Here is a 16,594-nt window from a genome sequence, read left to right as displayed (position 1 = left end):
CACCCTCAGTTGCAGAACGTGTAGCCGATGAATTGGGCGTCACGGGGGTTGGCGCCCGAGTAGTTGACGTAGTGCACGGCGGGCAGCCCGTGGTACTGGCTGTTCATCTTTTGCGCCGTGGGCGGCGGAACGGCCCTGGGGAAGGCCAGGATGATGTCGGCAAAGATCTTCAGGCCCGACTGGCAGATGGCGTCGGGCCGCGGCGGCTGGGGGTTCCAGGCGTGCACGACGACCGGGTCGCTGAGTTGGTATCCGGCCGCGCAGTTGGGATCGCAGATCTTGAACACGGCGGTGCCGGTCCCGTCGGCCCCCTGCGGCCCCCACGAGGTCCACGACATGTCTTGCAGCGCAACGGCGACGCTGGCGCATCCCAAGATGTTGAGCTTCTTGGGCCGCTCGACCGGCGGGACCGACGGGTTGTAGCAGCCGGGGATGGCGTAGGTCTCCGGCGGCGGGGGCGGCTGGATGGCGGTCGGCGGCGCCGAGCCTTGGTCGCCTTGGATCAGCTTCACCGCAGCGAAGCCGATCGCTCCGACGAGAACCACGACCAGGACGACGACGAGCACGGTCAGGCGCCCCCGCGGAATGCGCCGCAACCGGCTGGCCAAAGGAACGTTGAGGCTCACTTTCTACAGATTCCCAGCCCGCGGGCGAAATGTCACGTCGGGGGCGACCCGGCCCCGCCGGCCGTCGCGGGTTAAAGTTGGTCAACGCTACCAACATATCGAGGATTGTGATCGTCTGTGGAAGCTTCGACGAACGACCACGCCCTGGCCGCGCGCCTGGCCACCGAGGCGGGACGGTTGCTGCTCGGCGTGCGGGAGGAATTCGCCGACGCCGACGCCGGCGAGCGGAAAGCGGCGGGCGACAAGCGATCCCACGATTTTCTGATGGACGCCTTGGCCAGCGAGCGGCCCGGTGACGCGGTGCTGTCGGAGGAGGGGGCCGACGACCCGGTGCGGTTGCGCTCGGAGCGGGTCTGGATCGTCGATCCGCTCGACGGCACGCGCGAGTTTTCCGAGCTGGGGCGCGACGACTGGGCGGTACACGTCGCGCTGTGGCGGGCCGGTGAGCTCGTCGCCGGCGCGGTGGCGCTGCCGGCTCAGGGAATCACCCTGGCGACCCCGTACGTCGCCGCGCCCCCAGCCGCCCCGGAGCGGCCGCGCATCGTCGTGTCCCGCACCCGCCCGCCGGCACTCGCGCTGACGGTCCGCGACGCGCTCGGCGGCGTTCTTGTCGAAATGGGTTCTGCGGGAGCCAAAGTGGCGTCGATCGTGCAGGGGTCGTCGGATGTGTACGTGCACGCGGGCGGGCAGTTCGAATGGGATTCGGCCGCCCCGGTCGCGGTGGCGCGAGCCGCCGGGTTGCACACCTCGCGCATCGACGGTTCCGCCCTGGCCTACAACCAACCGGACCCCAAGCTGCCGGACCTCGTGGTGTGCCGCCCCGAACTGGCCGCGGCGGTGCTGGCGGCCACCGGCTGATCTTATTGCGGTCAGGCCCCCCGGCTTACGGCGCCGGCGGCCCTTGGCCTCCTCGGTGCATTCCCTTTCGATGCGTCCGATCTTGAGCGAGAGCAACGTCAAAGTCTGGTTGTCGCAATGAACTTCGTGGGCCGTGTGGAACTTCGCCGCTTCCCCGATGGTTGGCAGGTACCGCCGCAGGCCCTCGAACCACTCGTCGCCGACAACGTTGGGCGGATCGTCGTTTCGTGGCCCGCAGGCCCACTGCCGGTAGGCATCCCGCGCCCCCGCCAAGCAGCCGCGCCGGTTTTGGATCGCCTCACAGCGTTGGGCGTGCAAATGCGTCTTCATCTGATGCCTGTTGTTGTTGCTGCTGTGAGTCATCCCCGGGAGCAAGTTGTCGGCGGCCGACCGCGCGATCCCCGCTATGCCCATGGCCGACGCACCCACGACCGAACCCATGAGGCCCATCGTCATCATGTCCATTGGCGGATCGTTGCACTGCGGCCGGTTGACCACCAAGCCGCGCGGCGTCGTGCGGCTGGCCGACGGCCGGCGAAGAATTAGCGCACGGCCTGCTGCCACGTCAGAATGCGTTCGGCCAGTTCGGGTCCGGCGTCTTCCTGGATGAAGTGGCTGGCGTTGATGCGGGCGTGGGGCTGGCCGGCCGCGCCCGGGATGTGTTTGATCAGGGGACGGTCCGCCTGCCCGAGGATCGGGTCGCGGGCGCCGAAGATCGCGAGGAACGGCTTCTCCCAGCGGCCCAGGGCCTGCCACGCGGCCCTGTTGGCCGGGACCGCGGGATCGGCCGGCGAGGTCGGCACCAGCAACGGGAACGCGCGGGCGCCGGCCTGATAGGTCTTGTTCGGGTAGGGCGCGTCGTAGCCGGCGCGCACCTTCGGCGAGATTCGGCGGACGGTGCCGACGGCGACGATGCGTCCGCAGGGGAGCACGGGGGAGTAGCGCGCGAACGCCCGCCAGATCAGGAAGGCGGGAGGCGTCGGCCGCTGGGCCGTCGGCAGGAAACCGTTGGCCACCACCAGCCGCGCGATGCGGTCGCCCTGCTCGGCGGCGATGCGCAGGCCGATGAGCGAGCCCCAGTCCTGCGCGAACAGGGTGACATCCCTCAGGTTGAGGCGCTCGAACCACGACGTGACCCACTCGACGTGTCGCAGGTAGGTGTAATCCTCGATCCGGCTGGGCTTGTCCGAGCGGCCGAAGCCGATCAGGTCGGGCGCCAGCACCCGGTTCCCGGCATCGGCGAGCGCCGGAATCATGGTGCGGTACAGGTAGCTCCACGTCGGCTCGCCGTGCAGCAGCACGATCGGCGGCCCATCAAACGGACCCTCGTCGAGAAAGTGCATGCGCAGCGGCGGGGTGTCGCTTGCCGCGACGTCAAGGTAATTCGCTACGAACGGATAGCCCTCCAGGTTTTCGAATCGGGAGTCTGGGGTTCGCAGCACATCCATATTCGGCTCCTCGGATGGGTGGGCACCCCTGCAAGCCTCTCGCGGAGTGGCAACTTCGTCTAGGGGCAGATTCGTGCCGACTTGAGCCGGCAAACTACTAGACTGCCCACATCACGCCCATCAGTCGCGCGGTTCTGCTTATCGCCGACGTCGGCGGATACGCGCATTACATGCGCTGGAACAAGAGGCACTTGGCCCGCGCGCGGCAGACGGTCGCCGGGCTGCTGGAAACGGTGATCGACGCTGGCAAAGGAATGAAGCTGGCCAAATTGGAGGGCGATGCCGCGTTCTTCTGGGCCCTGGACCGCGGCAGCGACATTCCCGCCTGACCGGAAAGCGCTGTTTTCGCGTCTAATTCGCTTGCCGGTCGGCCAGGGCCCGGCCCATCCGCCCGATCGCCTCGCTGAGGATCTCCTGCGAGGTCGCAAAGTTCAGCCGCACGTGGCCGGCCCCGCCGGTCCCGAAGACGTGTCCGGAGCTCAGCGCCACGCGGGCGTGGTCGAGGAACCAGCGGGCCGGGCCGGACAGGTCGGCCACCACCGCGAGCCGGTCGGTGGAAGTGTCCTCGTCGAAACCCAGCCGTCGACAATCCAGCCACGCTAGGTACGTGCCCTGAGGCGGTCGGTAGGTCACGCCGGGAAGGTGCCGGGCGACCAGATCACCGAGCAGCGTTCGGTTTTCGTCGAGCCCCCGCAGCAGCGTGTCGAGCCAGTCGGTGCCGCTGCGGAACGCCTCCGCGTGCGCGATGACGCCCAGGTGGCTGGGGCCGTGGCTGACCTCCTCGGGCAGCCGGCGCAGGTCGGCGGCCGCCTCGGGACCGGCGATGGCCAGGGCCGCCTTCAGCCCGGAGAGGTTCCAGGCCTTCGACGCCGACGTCACGGCCAGGGCATCCTCCCCGCCGGGGACCGTGAGATACGGGACAAACCGGGCCCCGGACAGCACGATGGGCGCGTGGATCTCGTCGGAGACCACCCGGACTTCGAACCGGCGCGCAAGCTCGGCCACCCCGCGCAACTCGTCGGCGGTATGGACCGACCCCGTCGGGTTATGGGGATTGCACAACAAATACGCGGCTTTGCCCCGGGACGCGCGGGCACGCTCGAACGCCTCCGCCAAGGCGCCCAAGTCAATTCGGCCTCGCGCATCGAGTGGGGCCTCGACGATACGGCGCCCGTCGTGCGACACGAACGCATAGAACGGGGCGTAGACGGGTGGATTGACGACGACGGCGTCACCGCGATCGGTGACGAGCCGGAGCATCTCGACCACGCCGAGCATGACGTCGGGGACGACGGCGGTGCGGCCGACGTCCAGGTCGTGCCATTGCCAACGCCGAGAAGCGAATTCGCTGACCGCTTCGGCAAGCGCTGTGCCGCACGGATAGCCGGTGTCGCCGTCGTCGATGGCCTTGCGCAGGGCTTCGGCCACCGTCGGCGCCAGGTTGACGTCCATCTCGGCGACCCACAGCGGCAACACGTCGCCGGTGTGCGCGCGCCACTTCATGCTGGTGCGTTGCCGCAGTCGGTCCAGCGTGAGTTCCTCGAGGGGATTGGGCGTCACCCGGCAAGATTGTAGGGCAGAGCAACCGAACGCATGCCTGGGAATCACCCCAACGTTGACGCAGCTCTCGGCGGGCACGTAGCGTACGCGATACAAATATTAGGTCGGCTTGGAGTCGGGTTGTTCACCTTGCGCTTCGACATGCGCGCCCCCTCCTGGGGAGCGCCACGAGATGCGCTGTACGGCGCGGTGCCCGAGATGTGCGCATGGGCCGAGGACCACGGCGGCGTCGCCGCGGTCTTCTGTGAGCACCACGGGTCCGAGGACGGCTACCTGCCCTCCCCATTTCTGTTGGCGTCGGCCGTGGCCGGCCGCACGCAGCGCCTGGCGCTGAGCCTGATCCTGATCCTTCCGTTCTACGAACCCGTGCGGCTCGCCGAGGACATGGCGGTCCTCGACATCATCAGCGGCGGCCGGGCGTCCTACATCATGGCCCTGGGATATCGGCCCGAAGAGTTCGACCACTTCGGCTTGGCGCTCACGGATCGTGGCCGGCTCGCCGACGAGAAGCTTCCGCTGCTGCGCCGGCTACTCGCCGGGGAATCGGTGGTGGTGGACGGGCGGCGAGTCACCGTGACTCCGCCGCCAAGGACGGCGGGCGGCCCGATGATCACCTGGGGCGGCGGCACCGTGGCGGCCGCCCGGCGCGCCGGCGGGTACGGCCTGGGCCTGCTTGCCAACGCCAATGTCCCGGGCATGCGGGAGGCCTACGAGGCCGCTTGCCGCGAGCACGGCCACCAGCCGGGGCCCGTCCTGCTTCCCGACCGTGACCACCCGTCGGTCGTCTTCGTCGCCGAGGACGTCGACCGGGCGTGGTCGGAGCTGGGCAAGCACATGCTGCACGACGCGCGAACCTACGCCGCGTGGAATCCCGGCAACGAGACGTCGGCGGGTTTCTCCCACGTGGAAACCGTGGACGAGCTGCGGGCGGCGGCGGCCTCGCACGTGATTCTTTCGGTCCCGGAAGCGATTTCGCGGGTCCAAGCGGGTCAGATGCTGAACCTGGCGCCGCTGTGCGGTGGCGTTCCCCCCGAGGTCGCCTGGCCCTATCTCAGGCGCGTGGGCGACGTCGTGTTGCCCGAGGCCCTGGCGGAGAGGAAGACACCATTATGACCGGAGCGAGCACGGCCGAAATCTACTACGACCCGTTCGATTTCGCGATCGACGACGATCCGTACCCGATCTGGAAGCGACTGCGCGACGAGGCCCCACTGTATTACAACGACAGGTACAACTTCTACGCGCTGAGTCGCTACGACGACGTGTCTCGCGAGCTGATGAACTTCGACACCTACCGGTCGGGCCGCGGAACCACCATGGACATCATCATGAGCGACATCGAGCTCCCGCCCGGTGTCATCCTGTTCGAGGATCCCCCCATCCACGACGTGCACCGCCATGTGCTGTCAAAGGTTTTCACTCCGCGGCGAATGGAGGCGATCGAGCCGCTGACCCGGGCGTTCTGCGTGCGGGCCCTCGATCCGCTGATCGGGACGGGACGGTTCGACTTCATCGAGAACCTGGGCGCGATGGTCCCGATGCGCACGATCGGGTATCTCCTGGGCATCCCCGAAGACGACCAGGAGTCGATCCGCGACAAGGGCGGCAGCCAGCTCACGTTGAAGGAGGGCACCTTCCGGGCCGTCCCGCAAGACTTCCTCGAGCACAGCCATCAAATGTTCGCCGACTACATCGACTGGCGAGTGGACCACCCCTCCGACGACCTGATGACGCAGCTGCTCAACGCCGAGGTCCACGACGAAGCGGGGACGCGGCGCCTGACCAGGTCGGAGGTGCTGCTCTACACCAGCATGATCGCCGGCGCGGGCAACGAGACCACGACGCGCCTGATCGGCTTCATCGGCCAACTGCTGGCCGAACATCCCGACCAGCGCCGGGAAATTGTGGCCGATCCGTCGCTGATTCCGATGGCCATTGAGGAGGTGCTGCGCTACGAGGCACCCTCGCCGGTGCAGGCACGCTACGTCGCCCGAGACGTCGAATGTTACGGGACCACGGTCCCGGAGGGTTCGATCATGTTGCTGCTCAACGGATCAGCCAACCGCGACGAGCGCAAGTACCCCGACGGTGACAAATTCGACATCCACCGCGGAGCAGGCCACCTGAGCTTCGGCCACGGGCTGCACTTCTGCTTGGGGTCGGCCCTGGCGCGCATGCAGGCGCGCGTCGCGCTCGAGGAGGTCATCAAGCGCTGGCCGGATTGGGAAGTCGACTACGCCAACGCCACCAGGGCGCACACGTCCAGCGTGCGCGGCTGGTCGAAGCTGCCGGTCATCACCGGCTAAGTGGCCCACGGGGGCCGTCGTGCTCGAGCGGCGCGCAGCACCATCGCTGGGCGCAGCAGTTGGGTTGGCGAGTCGACAAGCCATGCCGCCCTGATGAATTGCTCGAAGCTGGTCGACGTACCCGTTGAGCAATCGGGTCGACAATGTTGGCGCGCCGTCGATTTCGGGTAAGGACAGATCGCCGACGACGGCGCCCACCACGTGGCGCGCGATGTACGGGCGCGGGCGCTCGCGGATAGGGCGGTCCTCCACGCGTGGGCCCTAGGAACCGACAGTCTGGACAAGGCCGAGGAGGCTCTGCGCTTGATGGCGCTGTCGACAGTCCCGATGAGGCGGCGCGGCTCCTGGGTGTCGCTGCCGCCGTCCGGCAGCGGATCGGCACGCCACGCCTGATGAGCCCGGTCGTCGCGGCGTTCGGGATATGACGGGAGGCTTTCGGTGACGGCTACGAGTGGTCCACCAGCACCGCGCCGTCGGGTCGGTTCCCGAGGGTCTGCAACGCAACGTCTTCGCCGCGGGACGTCAGGCGCACGATTTCGGCCAGCTGCGCGGGGGCGTCGCACTGCAGGTAGTGATCGGCGCCGGGCACCACCCAGTACCGGTTTCGGCCGGGCTTGCTTTTGAGATAGGTCTGCCAGACATGGTTGGGCACCCGCAGCGGTGCGACGTTGTCGTGCAGGCCCCACACCATCGTGGTGTTGACCGGGCTCTTGGAAAGCGCTTCCAGCCAACCGGTTTCGTCGGCGGAGCGCTCGTTGAGGTACTGGATCGTATCCGGCAGCACGCGGATCCCGTCGTTGTGGGCGAAGCACTTCGCCAGCGCGGCGACCTCCGGGTCCTCCGGCGTCCGGCGAGGCATGAAGGTCGCGGCGCCCAGGCCGGCCGCCAGCATCTCCGGTGTGGTGGCCGCGGCCGTGTCGCGACCGGTTGTGGGGTCCAGAAGTGCGGTCTGGAACACGGTCAGGTTCGACAGCGGGAGGTAGATGTTGGCATTCGTCAGGATGAGGTCGATGGGAACGGCCGGCGGGTCCTGGGTCGCCAGCATCTCCAGCGCGATCATCCCGACGCTGCTGCCGCGATCGTGGGTGAGCATCCGGTATTCGGTCAGCCTCCACACCTGAGTGATCGCGTAGACGAGCAGCCGCGCGTCGTCGTACAGCGAATACACGTGCGGCGCCGGTGGTTTGTCGGACAATCCGTAGCCGGGAAAGTCCAGCACGAAGATGTCGAACTCGGAGCCCAACTCGCCGGCCAGGGCGAAGTAGTCGATGCTGGACGTCGGAAAGCCGTGCACCAGCACCAGCGCGGGCGCCCCGGGGCTGCCGCAGCGGCGGGTGAACACGGCGAGTTCGCGGCCGTCGTTGGCGGCGGTGGTCGACCGCCAGCGAATGTCGGTCCCGCCGTTTTGCCACTCCGCGAAGATGTCCAAGCCGTCAGCGTACGTTCTGCTTAGACGCCCATTGCGCCGAGCGCCCTGGTTCCCGCGAGTCAGGGCAACGCCGCCGGACTCGGCCTGAGACGCTTCCCCGGAGCGCTGGCGGCTGCGCTATCGCAAAAGCTCACTGCCGCAGCCCAATTCCCGAGACGACCCTCAGGGGCAGGACACGTGTATCCCGAACGTCACCTGGTGCACGTCACCTTGGTTGGGTGACACGCCCTGGCCCGTGCCGGTCACGGTATAGCTCTTGCCGTCCTTGGTCGCTTGAACCTGCGTCGCGGACTGGGGTGCCTGATAGGGCAGCTGAAATTGACCGGCATCCGTCTTCAGCGAAATCGCGAAGCCGTCGACGCTCGGCGGCTTTTCGTCGGACAACGCCAGCGATATCGATGCCGCGTCGTCGTGGACGATGATGCGGGTCGTCAAGTCTCCCGATTCGGCCGGCGTCGCGCTCGGCTGCGCGGCCGAGCTGTTGCACTCGACCGCCGTCGTCATCGTGTGCTTGGTCCCGTCGACCATCACGGTGGTGCTCGGGGGCGTCGCGCTCGAGCTGGGGGCGGAAGTCGGCTTACCACTCTTGCCGGAACATCCCGACAGGCCCGCGCCCACCAGCACCGCGCCGAGCCCGGCGGCAGCCAGGACGAGTCGCCGCCGCATACGGTGGCGGCAGTCCGGATCGGTCATCTCACTTCCTTCGCTAGGCCGTCACCAGGACTATAGGGCCCGCTCGTTTCCGGAGGTTCTCGCGCCTCTGGCGACCCGCCGAACGGCAGCCCGGGCGATTCATGCCCACGCCTCCCAACGGACCATGGTTCGTAACGGTCCGGCGAAGAGGGGCCGGACCGCGGCGGACCGCCACCGCTCCTCGATTAGGGGCGCCAGGGAATCGGCCGTGGTCAACGGGTCGTCGTCGAGGTACACGACGGTGATGTATTGGTGATCGGCCAGCCATCCGTGGGGCAGGTGAGTCCATCCGGTGCTGGAGCCAAAGGTCCACGCGCCGGCCGCGCCGGGCTTTCCGAGCAGCGCCGGATAGTGCTCGGAGCGCAGCCATTGCAGCCACTCGTCCGGGCGGCCGGCCGTGGGTTCTTCGACGAGCAGCAGTATCCCGCGGTGCGGGCGAAACGGGACCACCTCTGCGGAGATCAGCGCGCGCGGCGACGCCTGCCACTGCAGCAGCCGCAGGCCGGACACCTGCAGCGACGGACGGGTGACGGGGAAGCGGCCGTTCTCCCGCAGCGAGCGGCCGAGGGCTACGAAGTCGTCGAAGGTCTCCTCGACGGGATCGGCGACGAGGTAGTGCACGGCGTTGCCGACGTCTCGCAGCGGCCCGTGGGCCGCGAGGCGGTGGGCGGGGTAGTCGCCGTCGGCGATCCAGCGCAGCCCGTAAACGATGCCCGGCAATTGGTATTGCTCGGGCATGTGATCGAGCAGGTGCCAGCGCAGGTAGCTGCCGTCATCGTCGGCCGGCGCCTGGCCGGTGAGGCTGAAAACGCCTGCCTTGACCCGCATTACGTGCTCACCCCTGCATCGCGACTCGCCGTCGAGCCTTCTCACAGCGATTGAATAACGACACGAAATCGCCAAACAAAAACAACGATAACGAACATCCATCGGCGGCACCGATCGGCGAAAATCGAAAAACCATCACATTCGCCACGAAAGGCAGCGAGTCTTCCGCATCATGACCGATACGACAGCAGGGGGAGAATGCGCAAGGCTTTGCCGGGGGTGGCCGCCGCCGAACCCGCGGACCCTCCGGACGTGACCGCGGCCACCCGCGAACAGCGCACGCTGGTGCTGTCGGCCTTTCCGGCAGAGGCCGACGCGGTGCTGGCCCACACGACGCTCGACCGCCACCCGGTGGTGCGGGCGAACCGGCGGCACTTCTACCTCGGCACGATCAGCGGCAAGAAGGTGATCGTCGCGATGACCGGCATCGGGCTGGTCAACGCAACCCAGACCGCCGAGACCGCCTTCGCCCGCTTCACCTGCGATTCGTCGATTTCCGTTGGCGCGGTGGTATTTTCGGGTGTCGCCGGGGGAGGGGCGCGGCTCAACATCGGGGATGTGACTGTACCGGCCCGGTGGACGCTGGACCACGGCGCCACGTTTCAGCCGGTCGATCCGGGCATGCTGGCCGCCGCCCGGGCCGTCAACGTCGACCTGGAAAGCGTGAATTACCTGGGCAACCCGATCTGTCTGTGCAAGAACGCGCCCCGCATCAGGCTGATCGATCTGAAGCGCCAACCGCGGCTGCTGGTCGGCGGTGACGGCTCCAGTTTCGACAACAACAACGGCCAGGCGTTCCCCTGCATCCCCAACGGCGGCGACGTCTTCGGCTGCCAACCGTGCAGCGCGCCCGATCGATCACTTCTGTACACCGGCAACTTCTTTCAGGCGGCCGGGCCATGGTTGCGGAACGCGCTGATCGGCAACCTGAACATCCAGCCGACGGCCAACCCCGCCTTCGACGCGACGGACAACGAGACAGCGGCGGTGCAGGCGGTCGCCGACGCGCACGGGGCGCCGTTCCTGGGCATCCGCGGCGTCTCGGACGGTGGCGGGGATCCGCTTCGGCTGCCGGGCTTTCCGTTCGAGTTCTTCTTCTACAGGCAGATCGCGGCGGACAACGCCGCCCGGGTGACCGCGGCTTTCCTGCATAGCTGGGCCGGGGTCTGACGTCGCGCGGCTATTCCGGGCCGCGGGCGACGGGACGGCTGGGGTCGGAGCACCACTCCGACCACGACCCCGGATAAAGGGCGGCCTCCCGGCCGGTCGCCGCCAGCGCCGCGATCGTGATTGCCGCGGTGACGCCCGAACCGCAATAGGCGCCGAGGGTCTCGGCACCGCCGATACCGCGGTCGAACAGCAATCGGGTGAGCGCATCCGCGCCGACGAAAGTGCCGTCGGGGGCCAGGACGGCGCCGCTCGGAAGGTTCTTCGCGCCGGGAATGTGACCGGCGACGGGGTCGAGAGGCTCCACGTCGCCGCGGAATCGTTCCGGCGCGCGGGCATCGAGCAGCGTCACATTGCCGGTTTCCTCGGCCGTCAAGGTGGGTCGGCGGCCGGCGTACAGATTGTCCTGGGGCACAGTCACGTTCCCGGGTTGCCGGCGGACCGCGCCGGTCTCGAGGGCCCGCCCCGACGATCGCCACGCCTGCAGTCCCCCGTCGAGGATGCGCACCCGGTCGATCCCGGCCGTGGTGAGCACCCACCATGCCCGGGCGGAACCGGCGCGGTTCCAGTCGTCGTACACGACGACCAAATCGCCGTCGCGGAGCCCCCATTGGCGTGCGGCGGCCTGCAGGGCGCGCCCCGACGGCAACGGGTGACGGCCACGGCCGGCGATCGCGTGATCGCTGAGCTCGTCCTCGAGCGAGACGTACACCGCGCCGGGTAGGTGGCCTTGCAAGTACGCCGCGCGCCCGTCGGGTTCGTCGAGCCGCCAACGGACGTCCAGGATTGTCACCGGATCGCCCGCCTCGACAACGGCGGCCAGTTCGGCGGCCGTGATGAGCACCCGATCGCGCGCGTCCACCGGTGCACCTCCTTGCCGTCTCGCGCGAGCGTAGTCGTGTCGCCGAGGTGGCCGCGGGCCGACCCAAATTAAACTCGACCTGAACTAAAGGTGAACGGGGGATTGAACTTTAATAGTCGGGGGCGGTGGCGCGGGCGTGGTGTTGACCGCCGGCGACTCGCACGGGAGGATTTAACGCGTCGGGGTCTCCGATGTAGTTACTCCAGACCTCTGTGTTGATCCGAGGTCACAGATGAGGCTGCGAAAGTGACGGGCGAAATGAAAAAGAAGATTTGCGGGTGTGCGTTTGGCGCGCTGCTGGCTGCCGTGCTCGTGCCCGGCGGAGTCGCGCGGGCCGACGACGCGGACTTCAGCAGTTACCTACAGTCGCATGGCATCAACCTGGGATCGACGCCGCAGGTGGTGAACATGGCGCGCGTGATGTGCCAGGACCTCGATGCGGGCTACACGCAGAAGGACGAGGTCGACCAGCTGACGGGATCGCACAAGCTGACCGAGGCCCAGGCCGAGACGTTCATCGGCGCGGCCACCGCGGAATACTGCCCGGGCAAGCACAGCCCGACTAAGCCCAGCGGCAGCTAACCGGCAAGCGGCGTTGCGGCCGCGGAGATATCAGGCGCTTTCCTGAGTGTCGCCGGTGCCCCCGGTGCCCAGCGACGCCAGCATGCCGGCGGCCGCGCGTTGCCAGGTGAAGTCCTCGGCCCGGCGCCTCGCCGAGCTGCGGCGGTGTTGCTCGGGGCGGCTGACGACGGTGCCGACCGCCCGGGCGATGGCGCGAGGGTCGTTGTCGGCCAGGGCGCCGCTGTCGGGGGTGACGATCTCGGTCAGCGCCGACGTCCGCGACACCACGGCCGGGGTTCCGCATGCCAGCGACTCCAGCGCGGCCAGCCCGAAGGTCTCGTGCGGGCCCGGCGCCAGCGTCACGTCGGCCGTGGCGAGCAGGCCCGCGACGGTGTGCCGGTCGTTGATGAAGCCGGTGAAGTCGATGGGAAGGCGGGCGGCCTGCCGCTCCAGCCGGGCCCGCAGCGGGCCCTCCCCGACGACGACCAGGCGAGCGTCGACACCGGTGTGGCACAACGCGCCCAGCGCGTCGATGCTGCGGTCGACCCGCTTTTCCACCGACAGCCGGCCGCAGTGGACCAGAAGGATCTGCTCCGGTGTGGCCCAGCGCCGCCGCACCGCCTGCGAGTGCCGGCGCGGGTGAAACGTCTGCAGGTCCACGCCGAGTGGGACGGTGACCGTGTTCGTCGCGCCGATGCGGTCGAACTCCTCGCGCGCGAAAGCCGTGGTGCACACGACGGTGTCGTAGTTGGCGGCCGTGCGGGCGTTGGCGATGTCCGCTAATTTTTCGGCGGGCCGGCGCGGAAGTATTTGGCCCACAAGGCGATCCAGCCGTTCGTGGGAAATCATCACGGTTTTGGCGCCGAATTCGCGCCCCCACGGGCCCAGCGACCTCAGCGTGAGCCGGTCGGAGACCTCCAGAGCGTCGGGTTTGAGCGTCTCCAGTAGCGCCTTGACCGGTCCCGGCATCACCGCGCGGTAGCCGCCGGTGAAGGGAATCAGCCTGGCGGGCATGATGATTCGCACCACGCCGGTCGGCAGCCGGGTGCGTTGGGGATGGCGACCGGGAACGATCAGGAACACCTCGTGGCCGTTGGCGCAGTATTCCGCGCCCAGCCGGTCCACCGCGGTGCGAAGGCCGCCGGAGCGAGGGCCGTAGAAATTGGCGACCTGTACGACACGCATACCGCCGAGAACACGCGGCGCGCATGTGCAGTCATCGATGTGGGACCTACGCGTGCCTGAACAGTCCGTGAATTCCGCCGGTCGGCGATACCCTAGACGCCGGTTATATTTTTCGCCGGTTGACTCGGAGTAGGCCATGACCGAGACCCTGGATGGGCCCTTACCGCAATCCGCGAGGCTGAGCGTCGCGTCGCTGGCGTTGGCGATCGTCGGGCTGGCCGTCTTCTGCTCGGCGTACGTCGCCGCCGGTTTCCAGGTGGGCGCCGTGGATAACGTGGACCTGATCGCGGCCGCGCTGGCAGGTGGCCTGCTTGGCAGCGGCGCGGTGGCGATCGGGGTGATCGCGCGCCGGCGAGCCAAGCGCGGCCACGGCGCCAGGCCAGGCGTCGCGCTCGCCGGGATCATGGTCGGGCTGCTGGCCACCCTGCTGCCCGCGCTCATCCTGGCCGCGCTGGCGTTTACGATGTACTCCTCCTACGAGGATTTCAACAGTTGCGTCAAGGGTTCGGGGCATCCGACGTACCTGTGCCTCAAGGAGTGCCCGGTTTTCTTAGATTCCTGGTGCCGCAGCCGGATTGGCTGGTGAGGGGCAGTCGTTAGGGCGAATCCCCGGCTTTGGGCCCTTCGGCCTTGCCGATCCGCTCGGCGAGGTCGTCGCCGGACAGCTGCGCGCCGAGGAAACCACCCGACGCCGGCGAACACCGCCTCCCGCTTGATCTCCGGGTCGCGGGCGCAGTCGGCCGGCAGCCGCAGCGCGCGGTACAGCGACGACTTCCCGGCGCCATCGGCCCCCGTGGCGATCGACAGCCGGCCGAGCGGCACGATCACCTCGCGCAGCGAGCGGTACCCGCGGATGGCGACCGTCTGTAACACGATGCGGCTCAATTGGTTTCGGCGGAGTTGAGCAGTTGGACCTCCTCCAGGTCCATCTGTTCTTGCAGCTCGCGCAGCACGATGTCGTCGATGAGGTTTTGGTTGCGCAGCGCGGTGATTTCGCGGCGCTTGTGCTCGAGCACGCCCAGCCGCACCTGCCGGACCAGTTCCTTCTTCTTGGCCAGGTGGTCGTTCGTCGAGCCGTCTTCCGTCGCGACGACCAGCGCGGCCTTGTCCTCGAATTCCTTTCGCAGCCGCCTCTGCAGGTCCTCGCTGATGCCGACCTCGGCGGCGACCTTCGGCAGCGCGTCGAGGACCGCTTGCGAACCGCGCTTGCGGGCCAGCTCCAGCTCCTCGGCGTAGGCGACGTCCTCGGGCATGCGGGCCCATCGCACCACGGCGGGCAGCGTGCTGCCCTGGACCAGGACGGTGACCAGGATGACGAGGATCACGACGTAGATCAGCAGGCTGCGGTCGGGGAACGGCGCGCCGCTGAGCGTGGTCGCCGGCACGGCCAGCGCCGCGGCGAGCGAAACGGCTCCGCGGAATCCGGCCCAGGCGATGACGACACGATGACGCCAGGGCGCGCGACGGTCCCGCTGCGCCGCCCTGCGGTCGACGAGGCGAATCATCCAGGTGGTGGTCTCTCCCCACACGATCCGCGTCGCGATCACCACGGCGGTCACGGCCAGCGCGATGTAGGTGGCGTGGCGCACCCCGCCGCCGACTTCCGAGATGCCGCGCAGCGCGTTGGGGATCTGCACCCCGACGAACACCCACAGCGAGCCGTTGAGCAGGAAGGTGGCGATGTCCCAGAAGCCGAAGGCCTTCAGGCGGGACCGGGCCCGGATCACCACCGGCCCGGCGTAGGCGAGCACCAGCGCCGACACCATCACCGCGACCACTCCGCTGCAGTCGATCGCCTGGGCCAACAGGAACGCCGCGAACGGCGTGAGCAGGCTCAGGGCCCCTTCCTCTTGCGGTGCGTCGATTCGCCTGCGCACCAACGTCGCCAACCCGCCGACCAACAGCCCGGCGGCGATGCCGCCGAGGTAGGAGCCGACGAACCGGCCGGTCAGGTCGAGCGGGGTGATGGCGGCCCCGCCGACCGCGACGCGCATGCTGACGGCGAACAGCACCAGCGCGGTGCCGTCGTTGATGAGACTCTCGGCCTTCAGCACGGTTAGCGACCGGCGGGGCAGCTTCTTGGCCAGGCCGGCCACGGCGGCGGCGTCGGTGGGGGACAGCACGGCACCCAGCACGGCCGCCGCGTGGGATTCCATGCCGAGGGCCCGCGCCGTCCAGGACACCGCGACCGCCGTGGCGATCACCAGCGCGACGCTGAGGATGACGATGATGCGTACGTTCGCCCGCATCTCGCGAAAGCTGGTGTTCAGGCCCTCCCAGTAAAGGATTGCGGGCAAAAACAGCAGCAGCACGATCTCGCCGTCGATGTGGACGTGGCCGAACTGCGGGATCAGGCCCAGCAGCGCCCCCAGCAGGATGAGCAGGACAGGAGGGCCCACCCGATAGCGCCGGCCGATGACCGTCCCCAAGATGACGGTGGAGACGAGCGCGACGATCAGGACGAGGCCAAACACCTGCCCATCCTGCCGGACCTGCCGGCTTTGCGCGGCGTGGGGCTCCCGGGGCTCGCGCCGTGCGGGAGCATTAGGCGAGTCTGAAACGCGCTAGCGGATGCGCTATCGAGTTCAGGGCCAGTCGCAGCAGTCGCCGTCGAATCCATCGCAGCACCACCAGCACCCGTCCCGATCCTTCTTGCGTTTGGGGTTGGGGGCCTCGCCCTCGGCCGCGGGTTCGGCGCCCGGGTTGCCGGCCGGGTAGCCGGCCCGGGCGAACGTGCAGGTGATCGCGGCGCGCACCTCACCGGTCAACAGCTGATGGGCCAGGCGCCCGTCGGTGAATTCGACGTCGGTCAGCGCCAGCTCGATGCCCAGCGCCGCGTCGTCACACCACCCTCGGGCCGCCCCGACCGGAGTTCCGGTGGCGGTCAGCGGGTTCCCCTTGCCGCGCGAGACGTCGTCGCGGTAGTCCTCGACCGCGTCGAGCAGGTGGGCCACTCGGCCGAACAACCGCCCGATCTCGCGCAGCGGCGCCTGGTTCGCGGGGCCGCCGGCCAGGTCGCACGCAGTCGGTGGCGACCCGCGCGACCTGGCCCGTGGTCGTCGCGCAGCGCC

Annotated in this window: 16 protein-coding genes and 2 pseudogenes; 7 read left to right on the top strand and 11 right to left on the bottom strand. The window is 68.6% G+C overall.

All coding sequences use genetic code 11. The features are described 5' to 3' along the window. Window positions 1–5: 5 nt before the first annotated feature. Window positions 6–506: a hypothetical protein gene (locus tag AWC19_RS04820; protein WP_372508577.1), complete on the bottom strand. Its 501-nt coding sequence runs from the start codon at window positions 504–506 to the stop codon at window positions 6–8. Between the two features lie 237 nt (window positions 507–743). On the opposite strand from AWC19_RS04820, the gene AWC19_RS04815 reads away from it, so the two are divergent. Next, window positions 744–1,484 carry a 3'(2'),5'-bisphosphate nucleotidase CysQ gene (locus tag AWC19_RS04815; RefSeq protein ID WP_085076949.1) on the top strand — a complete coding sequence of 247 codons (741 nt, stop codon included), beginning with the start codon at window positions 744–746 and terminating at the stop codon, window positions 1,482–1,484. 542 nt (window positions 1,485–2,026) lie between these two features. Here the strand turns inward: AWC19_RS04815 and AWC19_RS04805 are convergent. Continuing rightward, window positions 2,027–2,932, bottom strand: coding sequence for a haloalkane dehalogenase (locus AWC19_RS04805; protein ID WP_085076948.1), 906 nt, complete (start codon window positions 2,930–2,932; stop codon window positions 2,027–2,029). 170 nt (window positions 2,933–3,102) lie between these two features. Between AWC19_RS04805 and AWC19_RS28835 the strand changes: the two are divergent. Beyond that, window positions 3,103–3,231: pseudogene (locus AWC19_RS28835) on the top strand (DUF2652 domain-containing protein); the annotation flags it as partial. Between the two features lie 52 nt (window positions 3,232–3,283). Here the strand turns inward: AWC19_RS28835 and AWC19_RS04800 are convergent. Then, window positions 3,284–4,492 carry a MalY/PatB family protein gene (locus AWC19_RS04800; protein ID WP_085076947.1) on the bottom strand — a complete coding sequence of 403 codons (1,209 nt, stop codon included), beginning with the start codon at window positions 4,490–4,492 and terminating at the stop codon, window positions 3,284–3,286. Between the two features lie 120 nt (window positions 4,493–4,612). Here AWC19_RS04800 and AWC19_RS04795 point away from each other — a divergent pair, with 120 nt between their 5' ends. Together AWC19_RS04795 and AWC19_RS04790 are read left to right on the top strand one after the other, a co-directional pair. Beyond that, window positions 4,613–5,605: an LLM class flavin-dependent oxidoreductase gene (locus tag AWC19_RS04795; RefSeq protein WP_085076946.1), complete on the top strand. Its 993-nt coding sequence runs from the start codon at window positions 4,613–4,615 to the stop codon at window positions 5,603–5,605. Then, window positions 5,602–6,798 (top strand): cytochrome P450, encoded by a 1,197-nt coding sequence (locus AWC19_RS04790; protein ID WP_085076945.1) that lies wholly within the window; start codon window positions 5,602–5,604, stop codon window positions 6,796–6,798. The genes AWC19_RS04795 and AWC19_RS04790 overlap by 4 nt, the downstream gene beginning before the upstream one ends. 445 nt (window positions 6,799–7,243) lie before the next feature. Here AWC19_RS04790 and AWC19_RS04785 read toward each other — a convergent pair whose 3' ends face one another. The 3 genes from AWC19_RS04785 to AWC19_RS04775 all read right to left on the bottom strand — a co-directional run bounded on the left by AWC19_RS04785 (window position 7,244) and on the right by AWC19_RS04775 (window position 9,748). Further along, window positions 7,244–8,227: an alpha/beta fold hydrolase gene (locus AWC19_RS04785; protein ID WP_085076944.1), complete on the bottom strand. Its 984-nt coding sequence runs from the start codon at window positions 8,225–8,227 to the stop codon at window positions 7,244–7,246. A 162-nt stretch (window positions 8,228–8,389) separates the two neighbouring features. Further along, window positions 8,390–8,920, bottom strand: a complete 531-nt coding sequence (locus AWC19_RS04780; protein ID WP_085076943.1) for a lipoprotein LpqH — start codon at window positions 8,918–8,920, stop codon at window positions 8,390–8,392. Between the two features lie 99 nt (window positions 8,921–9,019). Continuing rightward, window positions 9,020–9,748: a hypothetical protein gene (locus AWC19_RS04775; RefSeq protein WP_085076942.1), complete on the bottom strand. Its 729-nt coding sequence runs from the start codon at window positions 9,746–9,748 to the stop codon at window positions 9,020–9,022. Window positions 9,749–9,946: 198 nt separating this feature from the next. Between AWC19_RS04775 and AWC19_RS04770 the strand changes: the two genes are divergently transcribed. Beyond that, entirely contained in the window at window positions 9,947–10,918 is a 972-nt protein-coding gene (locus tag AWC19_RS04770; RefSeq protein WP_085076941.1) for a 5'-methylthioadenosine/S-adenosylhomocysteine nucleosidase family protein, read from the top strand. Window positions 10,919–10,928: 10 nt separating this feature from the next. Here the strand turns inward: AWC19_RS04770 and AWC19_RS04765 are convergent, their stop codons facing one another. Then, window positions 10,929–11,777, bottom strand: a complete 849-nt coding sequence (locus AWC19_RS04765; protein ID WP_085076940.1) for a sulfurtransferase — start codon at window positions 11,775–11,777, stop codon at window positions 10,929–10,931. Between the two features lie 246 nt (window positions 11,778–12,023). On the opposite strand from AWC19_RS04765, the gene AWC19_RS04760 reads away from it, so the two are divergent. Further along, entirely contained in the window at window positions 12,024–12,359 is a 336-nt protein-coding gene (locus AWC19_RS04760) for a DUF732 domain-containing protein (RefSeq protein ID WP_085076939.1), read from the top strand. Window positions 12,360–12,389: 30 nt separating this feature from the next. Here the strand turns inward: AWC19_RS04760 and AWC19_RS04755 are convergent, their stop codons facing one another. Next, entirely contained in the window at window positions 12,390–13,523 is a 1,134-nt protein-coding gene (locus AWC19_RS04755) for a glycosyltransferase (RefSeq protein WP_085076938.1), read from the bottom strand. 136 nt (window positions 13,524–13,659) lie between these two features. Here AWC19_RS04755 and AWC19_RS28830 point away from each other — a divergent pair, with 136 nt between their 5' ends. Next, window positions 13,660–14,109 (top strand): hypothetical protein, encoded by a 450-nt coding sequence (locus tag AWC19_RS28830; RefSeq protein WP_142280989.1) that lies wholly within the window; start codon window positions 13,660–13,662, stop codon window positions 14,107–14,109. 139 nt (window positions 14,110–14,248) lie between these two features. Here AWC19_RS28830 and AWC19_RS28820 read toward each other — a convergent pair. The 3 genes and pseudogenes from AWC19_RS28820 to AWC19_RS04740 form a co-directional block, all read right to left on the bottom strand. Next, window positions 14,249–14,396, bottom strand: a pseudogene (locus AWC19_RS28820) (AAA family ATPase); the annotation flags it as partial. Window positions 14,397–14,404: 8 nt separating this feature from the next. Continuing rightward, the gene (locus tag AWC19_RS04745) at window positions 14,405–15,997 is read right to left on the bottom strand and encodes a Na+/H+ antiporter (RefSeq protein ID WP_085076936.1); all 1,593 of its coding nucleotides are present in this window, start codon (window positions 15,995–15,997) and stop codon (window positions 14,405–14,407) included. 111 nt (window positions 15,998–16,108) lie between these two features. Next, window positions 16,109–16,489, bottom strand: coding sequence for a hypothetical protein (locus AWC19_RS04740; protein ID WP_142280987.1), 381 nt, complete (start codon window positions 16,487–16,489; stop codon window positions 16,109–16,111). Window positions 16,490–16,594 lie beyond the last annotated feature (105 nt).

The organism is Mycobacterium palustre, assembly GCF_002101785.1.
Lineage (GTDB): Bacteria > Actinomycetota > Actinomycetes > Mycobacteriales > Mycobacteriaceae > Mycobacterium > Mycobacterium palustre.
Note: the sequence above shows the minus strand (reverse complement) of the source record. Positions and strands in the feature narration are given on the sequence as shown.

Coding starts and splice junctions, on each gene's coding strand:
- AWC19_RS04775 (WP_085076942.1), bottom strand. CDS start 9,748: ATGCGGGTCAAGGCAGGCGTTTTCAGCCTCACCGGCCAGGCGCCGGCC.
- AWC19_RS04780 (WP_085076943.1), bottom strand. CDS start 8,920: ATGACCGATCCGGACTGCCGCCACCGTATGCGGCGGCGACTCGTCCTG.
- AWC19_RS04755 (WP_085076938.1), bottom strand. CDS start 13,523: ATGCGTGTCGTACAGGTCGCCAATTTCTACGGCCCTCGCTCCGGCGGC.
- AWC19_RS28830 (WP_142280989.1), top strand. CDS start 13,660: ATGACCGAGACCCTGGATGGGCCCTTACCGCAATCCGCGAGGCTGAGC.
- AWC19_RS04770 (WP_085076941.1), top strand. CDS start 9,947: ATGCGCAAGGCTTTGCCGGGGGTGGCCGCCGCCGAACCCGCGGACCCT.
- AWC19_RS04805 (WP_085076948.1), bottom strand. CDS start 2,932: ATGGATGTGCTGCGAACCCCAGACTCCCGATTCGAAAACCTGGAGGGC.
- AWC19_RS04790 (WP_085076945.1), top strand. CDS start 5,602: ATGACCGGAGCGAGCACGGCCGAAATCTACTACGACCCGTTCGATTTC.